Genomic DNA, 20,552 nt, shown 5'->3' on the forward strand with positions numbered 1-20,552 from the left:
CGACGTCATCGAACGCGTCGCGGCCCTGCCGCCGCTGCGCGACGTTCTCGCAAGACACGAGCTCTGGGCGCAGAAGTCTCTCGGCCAGAATTTTCTGCTCGATCTCAATCTGACGCGCCGCATCGCCCGCGAAGGCAGCGCCAGGGGCGAGACGATCGTCGAGGTCGGCCCGGGACCCGGCGGCCTCACGAGGGCACTGTTTCTCGAAGGCGCCACCCGCGTGATCGCCATTGAACGCGACCACAGGGCGCTACCGGCACTTGAGGAAATCGCGATCGCTGCGCAGGGTTACCTCGAGGTGATCGAGGGCGATGCGCTTGCAACCGATTATCCGGACCTCGTCGGGCCGGATGGCGGCCGCATCGTCGCCAACCTTCCATACAATGTGGCGACGCCGCTTCTCACCGGCTGGCTGACGCCGCCCACCTGGCCCGCCTGGTGGCGCAGCCTGACGCTCATGTTCCAGAAGGAGGTGGCGGAGAGGATCGTCGCGGAACCAGGCTCCAAGGCCTACGGACGCCTCGCCGTGCTCGCTCAGTGGCGCTGCCACGCCCATATTCTCTTCGAAGTGCCGCCGCGGGCCTTTCTGCCGCCCCCGAAGGTCACCTCTGCGGTCGTCCGGCTGGAACCGCGGCCCGATGCCGTCGACGTCGCGCCCAAGGCCGTTGAGGCCGTCACCGCCTCGGCCTTCGGCCAGCGACGCAAGATGCTGCGCCAAAGCCTGAAACAGGCCTTTCAACAGCCGGAAGCGGTTCTGGAAGCATGCGGCATCGCACCGACGCGGCGTGCCGAAGAAATCCCGGTCGCGGGCTTTCTCGATCTTGCCCGGATTTATGAGGAGCTCGGGCGCTCTTCGTCCTGAGCCTGAAGGTGATCGACGAGGTCGCGCCCCTCAGACAGAAGCTGACTGACGAAGGAACGCAGACCCAGGACGCGGTCCCGCTTCAACCTTTCGGCCGTCAGAATCCCCTTCACCGCCTCGAAAGCTCGCTGCAGGTCGTCATTGACGATGACGTAGTCGTAGCGGCTCCACTGCTCGATTTCCTCCAGCGATCCGACCAGCCGACGGCCGATCGTTTCGTGGGAATCCTCGGCTCGCCGCTCCAGCCGTGCCTTCAATTCGCGCATGGACGGCGGCAGCACGAAGACGCGCACGAGGTCGTCAGGAAGCTTCTCGGCGATCTGTGCGGTCCCCTGCCAGTCGATGTCGAAAAGCACGTCCCGACCCGCAGACAAGGCATCCTCGACGGGCTCGATCGGCGTGCCGTAATGGTTGCCGTGGACCGTCGCCCATTCTAGAAGATCGCCGCGCTCCACCATGCGGTTGAAATGCACGTCGTCGATGAAATGGTAGTGGACGCCTTCGCGCTCGCTGCGCCGGCGGGGGCGTGTGGTCACCGAAACCGACAATTCCAGGCCGCTGTCGGCTTCCAGGAGCTGCCGCGCGAGCGTCGACTTGCCTGCCCCCGAGGGCGAGGACAGAACGAACATGAGGCCGCGACGGACAAGCTTGATCGGGTCGGCAGTCATTCGAGATTTTGCACCTGCTCGCGGAACTGATCGATCGCGGATTTGAGATCGAGGCCGATCGCCGTCGTTTCGTGGTCGCTCGATTTGGAGCACAACGTATTGGCTTCGCGGTTGAACTCCTGCGACAGGAAATCGAGCCTGCGCCCGATGACGCCGCCTTCGGAAAGCCGCGTGCGCGCCTCCGCGATATGCGCCTTGAGACGGTCGATCTCCTCGCGGATATCGGCTTTCGTCGCGACCATCAGCGCTTCCTGATAGAGGCGCCCTTCGTCGAGCTGCGTCTCGGAGGAAATGAACTCCACCTGCTCGCGAATGCGGGCACGCAGACGCTCCACCATCCCGCCGAGGCGGGCCTCCGCGGCTTCCACCAGGCCTTCGATGCGGTCGATGATCTCCGTGAGATGCGCCCGCAGTCGTTCGCCTTCTTCAAGCCGCGTCGTCACAAGCGCGTCGAGCGCCTCGTGCAAAGCCGCAACCGCCGCCTCGGCGACCGGGCCCTCGGCAGCGCCCTCGCTGTTGCTGCCCTGGACGATCACGCCGCGCAGCGACAGAAGTCCGTCGGCGCGCGCCGGTTGCACTTCGTCTTCCTCCGCCAGGCGCTTTGCCCGCTCCAGCACGAGACGCAAAGCCGCCTCGTTGATCGTGACCCCGGCTTCGGCGCCGCCGCCGTCTTCCTGCAGGTTCAGATAGCATGAGCCGCGGGAAAGATGGCTGCGCACGGCTTCGCGCGCGGACGGTTCGAGACCGTCAAAGCCGGGCGGCAGACGGAAGCGCAGCTCCAGACCGCGCCCGTTGACGCTCTTCAGTTCCCAGACATAGCTCGACGAGCCGACGGTGAAGACCTGACGGGCAAAGCCCGTCATGCTTTGAATGCGCATGTGCCGTAATCAGCTGTAAGTGTGGAAGGGGCGTAGCGCGGGCGCGCCGCCCGGACAAGCCTTGCCCCTCATTCCGGCTCTGGTCGCGGACGCGGGATGAGGTTTTCCGCCCCCGGCATCGGCTCCTCTTGAAGAACCTCAGCCTCGGCCTCCGCCTCCTCGGCCGCCCGCTGCGTGCGCTCGATACGCCGCCAGCGCGCCACGTTGCGATTATGATCCGCAAGCGTCGTGGAGAAGACATGGCCGCCTGTTCCGTCGGCGACGAAATAGAGATCGTCCGTACGCGACGGATTGGCGACGGCTTCGAGTGCCGCGCGCCCCGGATTGGCGATCGGCCCGGGCGGCAGACCGCTGATCTGGTAGGTGTTGTACTCGGTTTCCTTCTCCAGATCGGAGGCAAGGATCGGCCGGTCGGACGGTTTTCCCGCACCGCCGAAGAGCCCGTAGATGATCGTCGGGTCGGACTGCAGGCGCATGCCGCGCTTCAGGCGGTTGATGAAGACCGCGGCAACGCGCGGCCGTTCGTCAGCCTTGCCGGTCTCCTTCTCGACGATCGAGGCCAGCGTCACGAGCTCTCCCGGCGTTTCGATGGGCAGATCCGGCGAGCGGCGTCCCCAGACCTCGTCCAGAAGCCGGTCCTGCGCCCGCTCCATTTGCTCAAGGATCTGCTGGCGCGTCGCCCCGCGCGTGAACTTGTAGGTTTCCGGCAGCAGCGAACCCTCGGGCGGCACCGTCTCGATCTCGCCAACGAGCACATCGTCGGCCCGAAGCTTGTCGACGATCTGCTGGCTGGTGAGCCCTTCCGGAATCGTCACGGCATGCAGGATCGATTTGCCCGAGGTGAGGATCTCCATCACCTCACGCATCGAGACATGCGGCTGGAAGAGATATTCGCCGTATTGCAGGCGACTCGCGGCCTCGTTGAGGCGCACCCCGACGTTGAAGATGAGCGGGCTGTCGATGACGTTGTTGCGCTTCAGCTGCGCGGCGATCGCATCGACGCCCGAGCCGCGGGTGACCAACACCGTCCGCGGCTCTTCCAGAGGCCCGTCCGCGATGAAGCGCTGCTTGCCGAAATAAAGGGCACCGCCCGCAAAGAGGACAGCGAGCACCGCCGTCATCAGAAAGAAATTGAGGGTCACCACGACCGGGTGCTTCGCCTGCTTGGAGCGCGGCGGAGGTGGCGGCGCCGGCTCAGGCTGGATCGCCTGGCGCGGGCTCTTCGGATTGATTCGGCGGCCGGAGCGCGCACCGTTGTGCTCCGCAGGCCGCGCTTCGCCGTTGGCAGCGTCAGCCTCAGGAATCCCTGTTTGCTCGCTCGGCACTTTTTCGTTCATTGCCCGCTTTTCCCACGTCGCCGTCGATCCGACAACTAAGCTCGAATATGGCGAAAGAGGGCCGCTGCCGGCCGATCAGCTAATTGAAACGCCGGAAGACGAGCGAGGCGTTCGTACCGCCGAATCCGAAGGAGTTGGAAAGCGCGACATTGATCGGCTTTTCCTTCGGCTGATGCGGCACGAGATCGATCGGCGTGTTGACCGACGGATTGTCGAGATTGATCGTCGGCGGCGCGACATTGTCACGAATGGCGAGGATCGAGAAGATCGCTTCGACCGCGCCGGCGGCTCCCAGAAGATGACCGACCGCCGACTTCGTCGACGACATCGTCATCTCGGAGGCATGCTGACCGGTCAGGCGTTCCACGGCGCGCAGCTCGATCTCGTCGCCGAGCGGCGTCGAGGTGCCATGCGCGTTGATATAGTCGATCTCCTCGGGGCTGACGCCCGCCCGCTTCAAAGCGGCGGTCATGCATCGATAGGCGCCATCGCCATCCTCGGCCGGAGCCGTAATGTGATAGGCGTCGCCCGACATGCCGTAGCCGACGATCTCGCCATAGATGCGCGCGCCACGCGCCTTGGCGTGTTCGAGCTCTTCCAGAACGACGACACCCGCTCCCTCGCCCATGACGAAGCCGTCACGGTCGCGGTCATAGGGTCTCGACGCCTTCGTCGGAGAACCGTTGAAATTCGTTGATAGCGCCCGGCAGGCGGCAAAGCCCGCCACCGAGACGCGATTGAGGGGTGATTCGGTACCGCCCGCCACCATCACTTCGGCATCGCCCAGCGCGATGAGGCGCGACGCGTCGCCGATGGCATGAGCGCCCGTGGAGCACGCCGTCACGACGGCATGATTCGGGCCCTTCAGATTGTGCTGGATGGAGACATACCCTGCCGCAAGGTTGATGAGCCGGCCTGGGATGAAGAAGGGAGACACGCGACGCGGCCCCTTCTCCTCCAACAAAAGCCCGCCTTCGACGATGCCGCGGATCCCGCCGATACCGGACCCGATCAGCACGCCCGTGCGGATCTGGTCTTCGTATTCGTCGGGCTCCCACTCGGCATCTTTCAGCGCCTGGGCAGCAGCGGCCATGGAAAAGGTGATGAATTCATCGACCTTGCGCTGCTCCTTCACCTCCATCCAATCATTCGGATTGTAGGTGCCGTTGGAGCCGTCGCCACGCGGGATCTGGCAAGCGATCTGACACGCAAGATCGTCGACCTTGAAGGCCTCGATGCGTGCTGCACCACTCTCACCAGCAAGCAGTCTCGACCAGGTTTCCTCCACCCCGCAACCGAGGGGCGAAACCATGCCGAGACCCGTGACGACGACGCGTCTCATTCCACTGTACCGCAAATCACGAGAGAAGGTCAGCCGGCGTTCTTCTCGAGGAACGACACAGCATCGCCCACCGTCAGGATGGTCTCAGCGGCATCGTCCGGAATTTCCACGCCGAACTCTTCTTCGAACGCCATCACAAGCTCGACCGTGTCCAGGCTGTCGGCGCCGAGGTCATCAATGAAGCTGGCTTCCTTGGTGACCTTTTCTTCTTCAACGCCAAGGTGCTCCACGACGATCTTTTTGACGCGCTCCTCGATATTGCTCTCACTCATAGCCTCAGCTTCCTCGATTGCCTGGTCTGGTATGACCGTGAAAAACAGTCCTTATCCCCTGAAAAACCCGGATTGCCGCGCGGTCGAGGGGTCGAACGGGGATGGTCGCGCGGTCCGTTATCATGTTTCTATGGCCTTGACCAGCAGTCGGAAGACGCTGGTCGTGCGGTTCTTTGGCGTCAGATCATCGCCATGCCGCCATTGACGTGCAGCGTCTGCCCCGTGACGTAGCCGGCTTCCTGGCTCGCCAGGAAAACCGCAGCCGCAGCAATGTCTTCGCCGCTTCCAAGCCGGCCGGCCGGAATGCTCGACATGATTCCTTCGCGTTGCTTCTCGTTGAGCTGGTCGGTCATGGCGCTGGAGATGAATCCGGGGGCGATGCAGTTCACGGTAATGCCGCGGCTCGCCACCTCCTGGGCCAGCGCCTTCGACATGCCGATGAGACCGGCTTTCGAGGCCGCGTAATTCGCCTGACCGGCATTGCCGGTCACCCCGACGACCGAGGTGATGTTGATGATCCGCCCGGCCCTCTGGCGCATCATGCCTTTGAGCGCGGCACGCGACAGGCGGAAGGCCGCCTCCAGATTGACCTTGAGAACGATCTCCCAATCGGCGTCCTTCATGCGCATGGCGAGGCCGTCGCGCGTCAGGCCGGCATTGTTGACGAGAATGTCGAGCCCGCCCATCGCCTTCTCGGCCTCACCGATGAGCCCGTCGACGGCCGCCGTATCGGAGAGATTGGCAAGAAGCACATGCGCGCGGTCGCCAAGTTCGGCGGCAAGCGCGTTCAGAGGCTCTTCACGGGTGCCCGACAGCGCAACCGTCGCGCCCTGGGCATGAAGCCCCCGCGCGATCGCACCGCCGATTCCCCCGCTCGCACCGGTGACGAGCGCGCGTTTTCCCTCGAGGCTGAACATGCCCTCTCCCCTCTTCTTTCTGACTATTCTTTCGCCGCTTTCAGCGCCGCCACGGCAGCCTCTATCTCCTCGGGCTTGCCGACGGTCAGCGCGCTCATTCCAGGCGCAATACGACGGACGAGACCGGAGAGGACACGCCCGGCGCCAATCTCGGCCAGGAGCGTCACACCGTTCTCACCCATCCAGGCGACTGATTCGCGCCAGCGGACGGCCCCCGTCACCTGCTCGACGAGCCGTTGACGAATTTCCGAAACCTCCGTCAACGGCCGCGCCGTGACATTCGCCACGACCGGCACCGACGGCGGCGCAATCTCGGTCTGCGCGAGCGCATCGGCCATGCGTTCGGCCGCCGGCTGCATCAAGGCGCAATGGAAGGGTGCGGACACCGGCAGAAGCATGGCGCGCTTGGCGCCCTTGGCCTTGGCGATCTCCGCCGCCCGTTCGACGGCCGCCTTGCTTCCGGAGACGACCACCTGTCCCGGCGCATTGTCGTTCGCCGCCTCGCAGACATCGCCCTGCGCGGCCTCGTTGGCGATCTCGCGCACCGCCTCGATATCGAGACCGAGGATCGCCGCCATGGCGCCCTCGCCGACCGGCACCGCCGCCTGCATGGCATCGCCGCGAATGCGCAGGAGCCTCGCCGCATCGGCGATCGAAAGGCTTCCGGCCGCCGCCAGCGCGGAATATTCGCCAAGCGAATGCCCGGCGACGAAATCGGCATGTGCCGAAACCGAAATCCCCTGCGCTTCGAGCGCCTTCAGAGCCGCCATGGAAACCGCCATCAGGGCCGGCTGGGCGTTGCGCGTCAAAGTGAGCGCATCATCCGGCCCCTCGAAAATCGTCTTCGAAAGAGCCTCGCCGAGCGCGTCGTCCACTTCCTGAAAAACCGCGCGCGCTTCCGGAAAAGCGTCTGCGAGCGCAGCTCCCATGCCGACGGCCTGGCTGCCCTGCCCCGGGAAAGCGAACACGGTGGCCATGGCTTCTCCTTTTTGTTCTTGCCGCGTTTGATCTTGTGGCCCAAAGGGCCGCGACGTCAGTTGAGCGGGTGTGATCACGCTGCGCGTGGACTGTCAAGGCGCCATGACGCCCGTCGCGGCACCCCACAAGAACATCCTGCGCGCCTCTATTCGTCGTCAGAATCCTGTGTCGGTTCCGGCAGCTTCGGTTCGTCCTTGCGCCGGCGACGCGGTCTGCGGCTGCGATTTTGCGAACGCGACCCCTTCGCGCCCTGCCCGCTCGTGCGACGGCTCGCCGGGGTCTTGTCGGACGCCTTCGCGTTGCCTCCCGCCCCGGCCGGCTTCTCCCCAGACGGCTTGTTCTTGGCCGCCTCATCCTCGGCCGGCTGATCGACGGAAGCGGCGGCTTTGCGCGAATCCTCCGTATCGGGCAGCTGATCCTCGGTGAACTGGTCCGCAAACGGCTCACCTTCCGTGACCTTTCCGCCGGAGAGCGCGGCGGCCTTGAGCGCTGCGGCCTTCGCCTGCCCCTCTTCCGCGGGCAGGTCCTGGGTCGGTGCCGTGTAAGGCTCCGAAGCGCTCGAGCCTTGAGCCGGTTCGGATTTTTCGTCCTTCTTCCCGCCGTCCTTTTTCTCGCCGCCCGCAGAGACCACCTTTTCTTCGATCTGAGGTTTGGCCGCCTCTTCCAGCGCTTTGCGACGGGCCTGCTCTTCGATCGCGATTGGCAAGGTGTCGATATGCCCATCCTTGTGGACGCCGAGATAGAGCGTGCGATGCGGGAACGGGATCTCGATATCGCGCTCGTCGAAGACCTCTTTCATGATCTCCGTATAGGCACGGCCGACCGCCCATTGGCTGCCCGGCAGCGTCTTGATGCGCCCGCGCACCATGACCGCCGAATCGGCCAATGCAGTCACCCCGTGCATCTCGAAATCGTCGATGATGTCGGTGCCGTATTCGCTCGCCTTGAGACGATCGAAGGCCTCGCGCATCGCCTCCTTCACCTCGCGGATATTCTCGCGGTAGGCGACGCCGACCTCGGCCAGATGATAGGCGAATTTGCGCATCGAGTTGGAGACGGCATCGACCGACGAGAACGGCACGATGTGATAGACGCCCGCCAGATCGCGAATGCCGACGGAGCGCACCGTCAGCTTCTCCACCACGCCGGAGATACCGGCGACCGTGACGACATCGCCCTCGTTGATGGCATTCTCGAACTGGATGAAAGCGCCCGTGATGACGTCCTGGACGAGCTTCTGGGATCCGAAACCGACGGCAAGACCAAGGACACCGGCACCAGCGAGAAGTGGCCCGATATTCACACCCAGTTGCGACAAAGCGAGCATGCCGGCGATCACGAAGAGCGTGATGGAAAGACCGTTGCGCATGAGGGAGAGGATCGTGCGCGCACGCGCGCTCGGCATCGCCCCCTGCTTGCCGTAGTTGAGCCTGTGCTCGATCCACGACGAGATGCCGATCCACAGAAGATAGGTGACGACGACGATGATGAGGGCGCTGATCACCCGCGCGACGAGATCGGCTCCCCGCTCGGTCGAAATCCACCCGGAAATGTCGAGCACCTGCCAGGCGTCGATGATGGCGAGGATCACGGCAACGATCACGAGCGTGCGCACGATCTTCAGAATTGCCGGGATGAGCGTGTTCATCCGCCGTTCCAGAACCGGCACTTCGCGCGCCATCCATTGCGGCAGACGCACGCCGCGCTGCAGCGCGAGCTTCACCAGCGCCACGAGCGCCACGCCGATCCCGATCGCCACCGCCGTGCGCACGGAGGCGCCGACCACGAACGAGACGAGCAGGTAAGGCCGCGTGATGCCGATGGAGAGGACGGCGAGCACGTAGAGCGTGCCGATCCAGGGCCAGAGCTGCACGAACATGGTCACGACCTGGCCGCCCATGCCCTGCGTATCCGGGTCACGCCGCTCCTTGATGCGCGCGGCGAGCGTCCGCATCGAGGTGAGAGCCACAAAGGCCGCCACCAGCATGACGGTGACGCGCAGCCCGCGCCCGGCCACGAAGGAGAGGCTGGTGTTGACGACAGGCACCAGGAAGGCGATGCCGGTGATCAAGAGCGCCGCCACCACCATCAGCCGGGCATAGGCATAATCGGTGATGCCTTCCCGGTAGGGAATGAGAGAGGTCGTCTCCGTCGTCGACGCGACGATCGCCCGCAGGAAGACGCGCACGCCACCGACGATGAGGAAGGCGTTGAGATAAAGCGACTGCTCGATCTGCATCTGCCCGCCATCGCCGAAGACGCCGACGGCAAGCCCGCTGCCGACGGCATAGGCGATCGCCAGGGCCAGGATGTCGGCGAGCGTTTCGACGACGAAGGCAATGCTCCTCACGACCGCATGCGGCCCCGATATGCGCCGCGTCACGAGATGCGTGAGCTTTTGTAGAAGGTAACTGAAGACGACGAGGCCCACTCCGGTGACCGCGATCGTTCCGAAGAGCCGCAAAATGGCGACCTGCAACGCGCCCCAATCGAGATCGCCCGCCTGCTTGGCGAGCGCGCCAAGACCTTTCAGGTCGCGGAAGAGACGCTCGACCACGCCATAGCTTGCCTCGGCCGCGCCCTTGGTGGCATCGGCAAGCTGCCGGGCAAGCGACTGGTCTTCCTCTTCCTGCGGCGCCGCGGCCTCTGCCGCCGGCGATTGCGGGTTCGCAAGCTGCTCGAGCTGGTCGATGAGCGCCTGACGCGCTCTCTCGTCCTTCAAGATGTCGGCGAGCAGCTTGGCCCGGAGCGCGCTGTCGCCGCTCGTCTCGCCCTCCCCTTCATTCGCCGTATCCGAAGAGCCGGACGTGTCAGAGGTGCCGGGCACGGTCGGCATCGGCAGGGATTGCGCGCCGGCACCGCTCGGCGCCAGACCCGCAAGCGTGAACAGCACCAGCAGAACGGCGGAAAGGCGCAAAAGACGCGCAGGAAAAAGATCGGTCAAAAGCATCGGTGTCCGGTCGGAAAGAGCATCAGCGGGTGGCGGAACGCCGCCTCATGGGCGTTGGATGGGACTAGAATGAGGCAACCCGACGCAAGGGCAAGAGCATGGACGCAAGAGATCGTGCGCTTTTTCCGCCATTCCTCGGCGGCCCGTCCCCACAGGCTTGCACGGAAACGAAAAATCCCTATAACGCAGCGATGCGACCAGCTTCGGCCGGGGGCTGAATGGGGACGGCTGCCCAAAAGGTGGCCGAGACCGGCAAGACCGGTCGGTTCCCGGTGTCTCCGCTCCTGAAGACGCACTCTTGAGCCTTTCTCCGGTTTTCGAAAGATCCGGCTGAGGCTTCGGTGAGGCTCCGCGCCAGGCAGGTTGCTGAATGGAAAGGCCAGTTATGTCACTTTATGAGCACGTATTCCTGGTCCGACAGGATGTGTCGGGCCAGCGGGTCGATGAGCTCGTCGAACACTATAAGGGTGTCGTCGAGCAGGGTGGTGGCTCTGTCGGTAAGACCGAGAACTGGGGCATGAAGTCCCTCACCTACCGTATCGAAAAGAACCGCAAGGCGTATTTCGCACTGATGAACATCGATGCCCCCTCCCCGGTGGTGGCGGAGATGGAGCGTCAGATGCGCTACAATGAAGACATCATCCGCTTCATGACGATCCGCGTCGACGAGCACGAGGAAGAGCCCTCCGTGCAGATGCAGAAGCGTGAGCGCGATGAGCGTCGCCGTCGCGAACGCGAACGCCGCCGCGAGGATGGAGAATAAGCACATGGTCGATATCGCACAGCTGCCGACCCGTCGGCCCTTTCACCGTCGTCGCAAGTCCTGCCCGTTCTCCGGAGAGGATGCGCCGCGGATCGACTACAAGGACGTCAAGCTTCTGGAGCGCTATGTCTCCGAGCGTGGCAAGATCGTTCCCTCGCGCATCACGGCGGTTTCCGCCAAGAAGCAGCGCGAGCTCGCCAAGGCCATCAAGCGCGCCCGCTTCCTGGGCCTGCTGCCTTACGTCCTGAAGTAAGATCCAACCCGTTGGGGCGTCGGCCTGTCTGACGCCTCTAACCGCCGGCCACGGCCAGGCGGGACAGCAAGGAGATAGAAATGCAAGTCATTCTTCTGGAGCGCGTCGCCAAGCTCGGCCAGATGGGCGACGAAGTGCGCGTGCGTGACGGTTACGCCCGCAACTTCCTCCTGCCCAAAGGCAAGGCTCTGCGCGCCACCGAGGCCAACAAGGCCCGTTTCGAGCGTGAGAAGACGCAGCTCGAAGCGCGCAACCTGGAAGCCAAGAAGGAAGCCGATGCGGTGGCCGAAAAGCTCGCCGGCAAGACCTTCAGCGTGATCCGCTCCGCCGGCGAAACGGGCCAGCTTTACGGCTCCGTCTCGACCCGCGACATCGCCGAGATTCTGGGCGAGGAAGGCTTCACGGTCGTGCGCAGCCAGGTCTGGCTCGATCGTCCGATCAAGACGCTCGGTCTGCATCCGATTCTGATTTCGCTGCATCCTGAGGTCGAGGCCCCGATCACGCTCAACGTCGCGCGCAACGCCGATGAGGCCGAGCGTCAGGAACGTGGCGAGAACCTCTCCGGCCGCGATCGCTTCGATGACGAAGAGCCCGAGGATGCAGAGGCCGCGGCTCTCGAAGAGGTCTTCGAGAATCCCGAGGATCTGCAGCTCGAGCCGACCGAGGTCGACGCGGAGGACGAGGAGCGCGAGTAATCGCCTTCTCCTGAGGATTATCGAAAGGGGCGCTTGCGGGCGCCCCTTTTTTGTTGCTCTTTTGTTCGGTATGAGTCGGCGTGCGACAACGAGATCGCGGTCAAGCTCGGAATGCTTTTTTGTCGTTCCTCATCAGGAACAACTAGGAAAAGACTCATACCCTGCACCGTCTCGCCCCGGCGCCCGGCAGGCTTGCTAGTAAGGGGCGATTAACCAACGACGGTCCCATGACAGCCGCAGCCCGTTTACGCGAAGCCGAGCCCATTTCGCCTCGCCAGGTGCCTCATAATATCGAAGTCGAGCAGGCGCTTCTCGGCGCCATCCTGATCAACAACGACGCGCTCGACAGGGTTTCCGATTTCCTCGAACCCGCCCATTTCTACGATCCCCTGCACCAGCGGATCTACGAGGTCGCGCGCCAGCTGATCCGTGTCGGCAAGATCGCAGATCCGCGAACCCTCAAGAGCTTCCTCAACGAGGAGCAGCGCGTCGGCGAGATCACCATTGCGGAATATCTCGCCCGCCTCGCCTATGAGGCGGCGACGATCATCAACGCCCAGGATTACGGCCGCACCATCTACGATCTGGCGCTCCGCCGCTCGCTCATCACCATCGGCGAGGACATGGTGAACGTCGCTTATGACGCGCCAGTCGACATGACGCCCCGCCACCAGATCGAGGAAGCCGAAAGATCGCTCTTCGAACTGGCCGAGAAGGGCCGCGGCGCAACCGGCTTTCAGGGTTTCGGCGACGCGCTGAAGACCGCGATCGACATGGCGGCCGCCGCCTACGAGCGAAACGGTCACCTGTCGGGCATCGCAACAGGCCTCGACGACATGGACCGCCTCATGGGCGGTCTGCAATCGTCGGACTTGATCATTCTCGCCGGTCGCCCGGGCATGGGCAAGACGGCGCTCGCCACCAACATCGCCTACAATGTTGCGCGCGCCTGGCGCGGCGAGCAGCAGGGCGACGGCACGATGAAGACCATCGATGGCGGCATCGTCGGCTTCTTCTCGCTGGAAATGTCGTCGGAACAGCTCGCCACCCGTATCATCGCCGAGCAGGCCGCCGTCCCCTCATCGAAGATCCGGCGCGGCGACATCCACGAGGAAGAGTTCGACAAGATCGTCGTCGCGGCGCAGGAAATGCAGAAAATGCCGCTCTACATCGACCAGACCGGCGGCATCTCCATCGGCCAGCTCATGGCCCGCGCGCGGCGTCTCAAACGCCAGCGCGGCCTCGATTTTCTCGTCATCGACTATCTGCAGCTCATCCAGGGGTCCTCGAAACGCTCCTCCGACAGCCGCGTGCAGGAAATCACCGAGATCACCACCAACCTGAAGGCTCTCGCCAAGGAGCTGAACGTTCCGGTGCTCGCCCTCTCCCAGCTCTCGCGTCAGGTCGAGGCGCGCGACGACAAGCGCCCGCAGCTCTCGGATCTGCGCGAATCGGGTTCGATCGAGCAGGACGCCGACGTCGTCATCTTCGTCTTCCGCGAGGAATATTACCTGAAGAACAAGAAGCCGAAGGAAGGCACCGAGGAGTTCTTCAAATGGCAGGCGGAGATGGAGGGGGTCGCCGGCCGCGCCGAAGTCATCGTCGGCAAGCAGCGCCACGGCCCGACCGGCACGATCGATCTCGCCTTCGAGGCCGACGTGACGCGCTTCTCGTCCCTGGCCCACGAAGAGCGGCTTCCGGTACGTTACGATTGAGCCTTGATGATTCCCGTGTGCGCGAGGTTGGAGACGTGAGCCAAGAGGCGGCCGCCGGTCTTTGCCTGACCATTGATTTGAACGCCCTCGTCGGCAATTGGCGCCGGCTGAGAGATCTCGTCGCGCCGGCCGAATGCGCAGGCGTCGTCAAGGCGGACGCTTATGGAACGGGCATCGCGATGACCGGGCCGGCCCTGTTTGCCGCGGGCTGCCGGACGTTTTTCGTCGCTGTCCCGGAAGAAGGGGCTGCCCTGCGTGCCGCTTTGACAGCCCACGATCCCTCCGAAACTGCCGCGATCTATGTGCTCGCCGGCTTCTTCGCGGAAGCGGCGGAGCTCTACCGCGAGGCCCGCCTTTCTCCGGTCCTCGGCCATTTCGGCGAGCTTCAGAGCTGGCGCAAATGGCCGGGCCGCGACAAGGCCGCGCTTCACGTCGATACCGGCATGAACCGCCTCGGCCTGTCGCTTGCGGACACCGAAGCCCTGGCCGAGGCTGGCGGCCCGGGACCCGGAATCGATCTGATGATCAGCCATCTCGCCTGTGCCGACGAGCCGGAAAAGCCCTTGAACGAGAGGCAGCGCGAGCGCTTCGCACATGCCAAGGCGCTGCTCGGGCTGCCGCGCGCCTCGCTCGCCAATTCGGCCGGCATCCATATGGGGCGCGCCTATCACCACGAGCTCTGCCGGCCGGGCATCGCCCTTTACGGCGGTGCCTCGCATCCGGAGGCGATCTCCGACCCGGTGGTCACGGCAGAAGCGCGCATCCTTCAGGTGCGCACCGGCCATCCCGGCGAGACGGTGGGCTACGGCGCCCTCGAAACCCTGCGGCGGACGACGCGCATCGCCATCCTCTCCGCCGGTTACGCCGACGGCTATCTGCGCGCCGCCGGCTCCTCGGACATGGCATCGGGTGCCCTCGTTTCCATCGCTGGGCATCTTGCGCCCTTGCTCGGGCGCATCTCCATGGATCTCATTTCGGTCGACGTCACCGACATTCCGGAAGGCCTCGCGCTTCCCGGCAAGACGGCCGAGCTTTTTGGCCCGAACGTCGATATCGATGCCGTCGCGCGCCATGCCGGCACGATTTCCTACGAGCTTTTGACCAATCTCTCCCGCCGCGCCCATCGCCGCTACATCGGCGGCGTCGAAAGCGGCGGCCCCTCCTGATGGCGCGCCCGAAGACGCAATATGTCTGCGTGAATTGCGGGGCCGTCTGGCCGCGCTGGCAGGGGCGTTGCGACGCCTGCGGAGAATGGAACACGCTGCAGGAGGAAGGCCCGGCCGCCCCCGCCTCGACGGCCGCAGGGCGCGGCAATGTCGTCGCGCTGCGTCCGCTCTCGGGCAAGACGGAGAGCCCGCCGCGCCTCACGAGCGGCATCGCCGAACTCGACCGCGTCACCGGCGGCGGCTTCGTGCCGGCCTCGGCCCTTCTCGTCGGCGGCGATCCGGGCATCGGCAAGTCGACCCTCCTCCTCCAGGCGGCGGCCTCGCTCGCCCGCGACGGAAGGCATGTCGTCTATATCTCCGGCGAGGAGGCGATCGACCAGGTGCGTCTGCGTGCCGAACGTCTCGGCGTCGTCGATGCGCCCGTGCAGCTCGCCGCCGAAACCCATATCGAAGATATTCTGGCGACGCTGAAGACCGGGCCGAAGGTCGATGTCGTCATCGTCGATTCCATCCAGACGATGTGGACGGATCTCGCCGAAAGCGCGCCCGGCACCGTCACGCAGGTGCGGCTTGCCTCGCAAAATCTCATCCGCCTCGCCAAATCGACGGGCGCTGTCGTCATTCTCGTCGGACACGTCACCAAGGATGGCCAGATCGCGGGACCGCGCGTCGTCGAGCACATGGTCGACGCGGTGCTTTATTTCGAGGGCGATGCCGGACACCGCTTTCGTCTTTTGCGGGCCGTCAAGAATCGCTTCGGCCCGGCCTCGGAAATCGGCGTCTTCGAGATGGCCGGCGACGGTTTGCGCGAGGTCGCCAACCCGTCCGATCTCTTCATCGGCGAGCGCGATGCGAGAAGCCCGGGCACGGCGATCTTCGCCGGCATGGAAGGCACGCGGCCGCTTCTCGTCGAGGTACAGGCGCTCGTCTCGCAATCGAGCCTCGCCACGCCGCGGCGCGCCGTCGTCGGCTGGGACCCCAACCGCCTTGCCATGCTTCTGGCTGTGCTCGAAGCGCGCTGCGGCCTTCGTTTCGGCCAGTTCGACGTCTATCTCAACGTCGCCGGCGGGCTTCGCATAGCCGAGCCGGCCGCCGATCTGGCGATTGCGGCGGCGCTCATCTCCTCGCGCACCGGGGTTGCGACGCCGCCCGACAGTATCTATTTCGGCGAGGTCAGCCTTTCAGGCACCATCCGTGCCGTCGCACAAAGCCAACAGCGGCTGAAGGAAGCGGAAAAACTTGGCTTTCGCACAGCATTTCTGCCCGAAGCGGGCAGCGAGGACACAGTGACCGGGCTGGCTCTGGACAAGATCGCGACCTTGGCCGATATGGTGGCCGCCTTTGCGGCACGCGCCCAGGAACAAAGCGGCCGGGACCGCAACCATCAGTGAGCTCGGCGATGCCACGACGCGCCGTCATCTATCGCGGACGAGGGAACCACCTGCAATGCCGATAACGCTACTCGACGGCGTTCTCCTGCTGATCATGTTCATTTCTGCGGTTCTTGCCATGATCCGCGGCTTCACCCGTGAGGTCTTCTCCATCGCCTCTTGGGTGGTGGCAGCGATCGTCACCTATATGTTCTGGCAGGATCTGCTGCCCTACACTCAGCAATATGTGGATGACCGCACGGTGGCGCTCGGCCTGACGGTGGCCGGCATCTTCTTCATCACCTTGATCGTCGTCTCGCTGGTGACGATGCGCATCTCCGACTTCATTCTCGATTCCAAGGCTGGTCCTCTCGACCGCACCTTCGGCTTCGTTTTCGGAGCGGCGCGCGGCCTCCTTCTCGTCGTGATCGCGGTGCTTTTTCTCAACTTCTTCATCTCGCCCGAGCATCAGCCGACCTGGATCGCCGATGCGCGCTCCAAACCCTGGCTCGATTCCATGGGTCAGGATCTGATGAACGCGCTGCCGGAAGATCCGGAAGCGGAGATCATCGAACGCTTCCGTCAGGAAGACGCCGAGCGCCGTGCCCAACCGGCAGGCAACGCCAGCGACGCCACCGGCTCCGCCGGCTCCTATGATGCCGACGATCAGAACGCCCTCAACCGCCAGCTCTCGCAATAGGCCATGCAGATCCTTCCCGCACATCCCTTCCAGGCCACCGGCGACGACAAGTTCCACGAGGAATGCGGCGTCTTCGGCATTTTCGGTCATCCCGAGGCTGCAGCGCTGACGGCGCTCGGCCTGCATGCGCTCCAGCATCGCGGCCAGGAGGCGGCGGGCATCATCTCCTATGACGGGCGCCAGTTCCATGTGGAGCGCCACATCGGCCATGTCGGCGACAACTTCACCGCGCCGGAGGTGATCGCACGCCTGCAGGGCGACAAGGCGATCGGCCACAACCGCTATTCCACGACCGGTGCCCCGGTTCTGCGCAACGTCCAGCCGATGTTTGCCGAATTCGCCGGCGGCGGTTTCGCGGTCGCCCACAACGGCAACATCACCAATGCCCGCACCTTGCAGCGCGACCTGCAAAACCGCGGCTCGATTTTCCAGTCGACCTCCGACACCGAGACGATCATCCATCTGATCGCCACGAGCCAGAAGGCACCGCTGATCGACCGCCTCATCGATGCGCTCACCCAGATCGAGGGCGCCTATTCGCTGGTCGCCCTGTCGGAAAAGAAGATGATCGGTTGCCGCGATCCGCTCGGCGTGCGCCCGCTGGTTCTCGGAGATCTCGACGGCGCCCATGTGCTCGCTTCGGAGACCTGCGCGCTCGACATCATCGGTGCGCGGTTCGTGCGCGAGATCGAGCCGGGCGAGATGATCGTCATCACCGACCATTCGATCGATTCGCTGCGGCCCTTTAAGCGGGAGCGCCCGCGCTTCTGCATTTTCGAGCACGTCTATTTCGCCAGGCCCGATTCCGTCATCGCTGGGGCGTCGATTTACGAATCGCGCAAGAAGATCGGCATGGAGCTTGCCCGCGAAGCGCCGGCCGAGGCCGACCTCATCGTTCCGGTCCCGGATTCCGGCAATCCGGCCGCCATCGGCTTTGCAAAAGAGAGCGGCATCCCCTTCGAGCTCGGCATCATCCGCAACCATTACGTCGGCCGGACCTTCATCGAGCCCTCCGATTCGATCCGGCATATGGGCGTGAAGCTGAAGCACAACGCCAATTCGGCGATCCTCAAGGGCAAGCGCGTGGTGCTCGTCGACGATTCCATCGTCCGCGGCACGACCTCGCTCAAGATCGTGGAAATGGTACGCGATGCCGGCGCCGCCGAAGTGCATATGCGCATCGCGAGCCCGCCCACGACCAATCCCTGCTTCTACGGTGTCGATACGCCGGAAAAGGCGAAGCTCCTCGCCTCGCGCATGTCGATCGAGGAAATGGCCGATTTCATCCGCGTCGACAGCCTCGCCTTCCTGACCATCGACGGGCTTTACCGGGCCGTCGGCGAAGAGGCCCGCAACGCGGCGCAGCCGCAATATTGCGACGCCTGCTTCACGGGCGAATACCCGACGCGCCTCACCGACCGCGAATCGGTCGGCACCGTCCGCCAGCTCAACCTGTTGTCTGAAGCCGGATAATCATGACTGACCAAAAACCGCTCGCCGGCCGCATCGCCGTCGTCACCGGCGCGACGCGTGGCATCGGCTATTTCGCCGCCAAAGCCATGGCCGAGGCCGGCGCCCATGTCGTCGCCGTCGCCCGCACGCAAGGCGCGCTTGAAGAGCTCGACGACGAGATTCGCTCCGCCGGTGGCGCTGCTACGCTCGTGCCGCTCGACCTGACCGACGGGCCGGGCATCGACCGTCTCGGCGGCGCCATCAACGAGCGCTGGGGACGCCTCGACATTCTCCTCGCCAATGCCGGTATCCTCGGCACCCTGTCGCCGCTCGGTCACGTGCAGGCGAAGGACTGGGACAAGGTGATGGCGATCAACGTCACCGCCAATTGGCGCCTCATCCGCTCGCTCGATCCGCTTCTGAAGCGCTCGGAGGCCGGACGGGCGATCTTCATCTCGTCGGGCGTCGCCCATAGCCTGAAGCCGTTCTGGGGCCCCTACGCGGTCTCCAAGGCAGCGCTCGAAGCCCTGGCGCGCACCTATGCGCACGAGACGCAGAATTCCCCGATCAAGGTGGTGATGGTCGATCCGGGCGCCATGCGCACGGCGATGCGGGCACAGGCGATGCCGGGTGAAGATCCCGAGACGCTGCCGCATCCCTCCGAGATCGCACCGCATCTCGTGAAGCTCGCAGCGCCCGATTTCGAGCGGACCGATGTCCTCTTCGACTTCCGCTCCAAAGCGTTTCAGGACTTCCACGCCCCGGCCTGAGGCGCGCGCCTGAGATCGACACCGGAGCTTGAAAAACGGCCGGAGGCGTTCAGCCTTTCCGGCCCCTTCCCTCATACGGATTTTTGGCACCGCGCGTCATCAGCCGGATCGGCACGCCCTTGAGGTCGAAATCCTCTCTGAGGCCGTTCACGACGTAGCGCTTATACGCCTCGGGCAGAGCCTCGGGCCGCGAACAGGCAAGAAAGAACGTCGGCGGCCGGGTCTTCGACTGCGTCAGATATTTGATCTTTAGACGGCGGCCGGCCACGGCAGGAGGCGGATGGCGCGCGATCAGATGATCGAGCCAGCGATTGAGCGCGGCCGTCGCCACACGCCGGTTCCACGTCTCGTAGATCCGGCTGACACCTTCCAGAAGCTGATCGATGCCGGAACCGGTGAGCGCCGAGATCGGGATGAGCGGCACGCCGCGCACCTGGACGAGCGTCTCGGCGAGATCGGCCTGCAATTCGCGGCGCAACGCGTCGGGATCGCGCACCTCGTCCCATTTGTTGAGCGCGAGAACCAGGGCCCGCCCCTCACGCGCCACGAGATCGGCAATCTGCAGATCCTGCTTTTCGAACGGCATCGTCGCGTCGATGACGATGATGACGACCTCGGCAAAGCGGATCGCGCGCAGCGCGTCCCCGACAGAGAGCCTTTCGAGCTTGTCGATGACCTTCGCCTTGCGCCGCATACCGGCCGTATCGATGAGCCGGAACGGCCGCCCGCGCCAGGTCCAGTCGACGGCGATCGAATCGCGCGTGATCCCGGCTTCCGGTCCGGTCAGAAGTCTCTCTTCGCCGATCATCCGGTTGATCAGGGTCGACTTGCCGGCATTCGGCTGTCCGACGATCGCAACGCGGATGGGTTTGAGCGTGCGGGTTTCCTCGCCCGCGCCCTCGGCTACCTCGTCCTCTCCGTCCTCGTCCGTCTCTTCCTTGGGAAGATAAAGGGCGGCCTTCTCACCGAGCGTCGCAACGACGGCCTCGTAGAGGTCCGGAAGCCCGACGCCATGCTCGGCAGAGACCGCGACAGCCTCGCCGAAGCCGAGCGAATAGGCTTCGAGGAGCCCGGATTCCGCTGCGCGCCCCTCAGCCTTGTTGGCGACGAGGACGACGGGTTTGCCGCCCTGGCGGATCAGCCGGGCGAAATGCTCGTCGTCGGGCGTGATGCCGACGCGCGCATCGATCATGAAAACGGAGATATCGGCATCGATGATCGCCCGCTCCGTCTGCGCACGCATGCGCCCCTGGAGCGTCTCGTCGGCGGCGTCTTCGAGGCCGGCCGTATCGATCAGGATGAAGTCGAGATCGCCGAGCTTGGCCGGAGCCTCGCGGCGATCGCGCGTGACGCCGGGCCGATCGTCGACAAGCGCGATCTTCTGCCCGACGAGGCGGTTGAAGAGCGTCGATTTGCCGACGTTCGGGCGCCCGACGAGGGCGACGGTCAAAGACATCGCAGAAG

The 20,552-nt window shown here is 64.6% G+C and carries 19 protein-coding genes; 10 read left to right on the forward strand and 9 right to left on the reverse strand.

Annotated features, from left to right (window positions below):
* Nucleotides 1-7: 7 nt before the first annotated feature.
* Nucleotides 8-862: a 16S rRNA (adenine(1518)-N(6)/adenine(1519)-N(6))-dimethyltransferase RsmA gene (gene rsmA, locus NYQ83_RS09795; protein WP_409976997.1), complete on the forward strand. Its 855-nt coding sequence runs from the start codon at nucleotides 8-10 to the stop codon at nucleotides 860-862.
* On the opposite strand, the gene gmk is transcribed toward rsmA, so the two are convergent.
* The 8 genes from gmk to NYQ83_RS09835 all read right to left on the reverse strand — a co-directional run bounded on the left by gmk (nucleotide 832) and on the right by NYQ83_RS09835 (nucleotide 10,198).
* On the reverse strand, nucleotides 832-1,530 hold the full coding sequence (gmk, locus tag NYQ83_RS09800) for a guanylate kinase (RefSeq protein ID WP_128291464.1): 699 nt from the start codon (nucleotides 1,528-1,530) through the stop codon (nucleotides 832-834). The genes rsmA and gmk overlap by 31 nt on opposite strands.
* Nucleotides 1,527-2,408, reverse strand: a complete 882-nt coding sequence (locus tag NYQ83_RS09805) for a YicC/YloC family endoribonuclease (protein ID WP_261214406.1) — start codon at nucleotides 2,406-2,408, stop codon at nucleotides 1,527-1,529. Before NYQ83_RS09805 ends, gmk begins: the two co-directional genes overlap by 4 nt.
* 68 nt (nucleotides 2,409-2,476) lie before the next feature.
* Complete coding sequence (mltG, locus tag NYQ83_RS09810) at nucleotides 2,477-3,745, reverse strand: endolytic transglycosylase MltG (protein ID WP_261214408.1); 1,269 nt, start codon at nucleotides 3,743-3,745, stop codon at nucleotides 2,477-2,479.
* A gap of 79 nt (nucleotides 3,746-3,824) precedes the next feature.
* Entirely contained in the window at nucleotides 3,825-5,087 is a 1,263-nt protein-coding gene (gene fabF, locus NYQ83_RS09815) for a beta-ketoacyl-ACP synthase II (protein WP_261214410.1), read from the reverse strand.
* A 29-nt stretch (nucleotides 5,088-5,116) separates the two neighbouring features.
* Entirely contained in the window at nucleotides 5,117-5,359 is a 243-nt protein-coding gene (locus NYQ83_RS09820) for an acyl carrier protein (protein WP_092810884.1), read from the reverse strand.
* A gap of 179 nt (nucleotides 5,360-5,538) precedes the next feature.
* Complete coding sequence (fabG, locus tag NYQ83_RS09825) at nucleotides 5,539-6,276, reverse strand: 3-oxoacyl-[acyl-carrier-protein] reductase (protein ID WP_128291460.1); 738 nt, start codon at nucleotides 6,274-6,276, stop codon at nucleotides 5,539-5,541.
* A 23-nt stretch (nucleotides 6,277-6,299) separates the two neighbouring features.
* Nucleotides 6,300-7,253: an ACP S-malonyltransferase gene (gene fabD / locus NYQ83_RS09830; protein WP_261214413.1), complete on the reverse strand. Its 954-nt coding sequence runs from the start codon at nucleotides 7,251-7,253 to the stop codon at nucleotides 6,300-6,302.
* Between the two features lie 146 nt (nucleotides 7,254-7,399).
* Nucleotides 7,400-10,198 carry a mechanosensitive ion channel domain-containing protein gene (locus NYQ83_RS09835; RefSeq protein ID WP_261214414.1) on the reverse strand — a complete coding sequence of 933 codons (2,799 nt, stop codon included), beginning with the start codon at nucleotides 10,196-10,198 and terminating at the stop codon, nucleotides 7,400-7,402.
* A 391-nt stretch (nucleotides 10,199-10,589) separates the two neighbouring features.
* On the opposite strand from NYQ83_RS09835, the gene rpsF reads away from it, so the two are divergent.
* The 9 genes from rpsF to NYQ83_RS09880 all read left to right on the forward strand — a co-directional run bounded on the left by rpsF (nucleotide 10,590) and on the right by NYQ83_RS09880 (nucleotide 19,088).
* Nucleotides 10,590-10,967 (forward strand): 30S ribosomal protein S6, encoded by a 378-nt coding sequence (rpsF, locus tag NYQ83_RS09840; RefSeq protein WP_092810875.1) that lies wholly within the window; start codon nucleotides 10,590-10,592, stop codon nucleotides 10,965-10,967.
* A gap of 4 nt (nucleotides 10,968-10,971) precedes the next feature.
* Entirely contained in the window at nucleotides 10,972-11,220 is a 249-nt protein-coding gene (rpsR, locus tag NYQ83_RS09845; RefSeq protein ID WP_026379016.1) for a 30S ribosomal protein S18, read from the forward strand.
* A gap of 80 nt (nucleotides 11,221-11,300) precedes the next feature.
* Complete coding sequence (gene rplI, locus NYQ83_RS09850) at nucleotides 11,301-11,915, forward strand: 50S ribosomal protein L9 (protein WP_261214415.1); 615 nt, start codon at nucleotides 11,301-11,303, stop codon at nucleotides 11,913-11,915.
* Between the two features lie 227 nt (nucleotides 11,916-12,142).
* A complete protein-coding gene (locus NYQ83_RS09855; protein WP_261214416.1) occupies nucleotides 12,143-13,630 on the forward strand; it encodes a replicative DNA helicase in 1,488 nt (495 codons plus the stop codon).
* 35 nt (nucleotides 13,631-13,665) lie between these two features.
* Complete coding sequence (gene alr / locus NYQ83_RS09860; protein ID WP_261214417.1) at nucleotides 13,666-14,796, forward strand: alanine racemase; 1,131 nt, start codon at nucleotides 13,666-13,668, stop codon at nucleotides 14,794-14,796.
* On the forward strand, nucleotides 14,796-16,187 hold the full coding sequence (radA, locus tag NYQ83_RS09865; protein ID WP_128291454.1) for a DNA repair protein RadA: 1,392 nt from the start codon (nucleotides 14,796-14,798) through the stop codon (nucleotides 16,185-16,187). The genes alr and radA overlap by 1 nt, the downstream gene beginning before the upstream one ends.
* Nucleotides 16,188-16,242: 55 nt before the next feature.
* Nucleotides 16,243-16,866 carry a CvpA family protein gene (locus NYQ83_RS09870; RefSeq protein WP_128291453.1) on the forward strand — a complete coding sequence of 208 codons (624 nt, stop codon included), beginning with the start codon at nucleotides 16,243-16,245 and terminating at the stop codon, nucleotides 16,864-16,866.
* 3 nt (nucleotides 16,867-16,869) lie between these two features.
* Complete coding sequence (gene purF / locus NYQ83_RS09875; RefSeq protein WP_261214422.1) at nucleotides 16,870-18,339, forward strand: amidophosphoribosyltransferase; 1,470 nt, start codon at nucleotides 16,870-16,872, stop codon at nucleotides 18,337-18,339.
* A 2-nt stretch (nucleotides 18,340-18,341) separates the two neighbouring features.
* Entirely contained in the window at nucleotides 18,342-19,088 is a 747-nt protein-coding gene (locus NYQ83_RS09880) for an SDR family NAD(P)-dependent oxidoreductase (protein WP_128291451.1), read from the forward strand.
* A 49-nt stretch (nucleotides 19,089-19,137) separates the two neighbouring features.
* Here NYQ83_RS09880 and der read toward each other — a convergent pair whose 3' ends face one another.
* Nucleotides 19,138-20,544, reverse strand: a complete 1,407-nt coding sequence (gene der / locus NYQ83_RS09885) for a ribosome biogenesis GTPase Der (RefSeq protein WP_261214425.1) — start codon at nucleotides 20,542-20,544, stop codon at nucleotides 19,138-19,140.
* Nucleotides 20,545-20,552 lie beyond the last annotated feature (8 nt).

The sequence above is a fragment of the Afifella sp. JA880 genome (genome assembly GCF_025379905.1).
GTDB lineage: Bacteria > Pseudomonadota > Alphaproteobacteria > Rhizobiales > Afifellaceae > Afifella > Afifella aestuarii.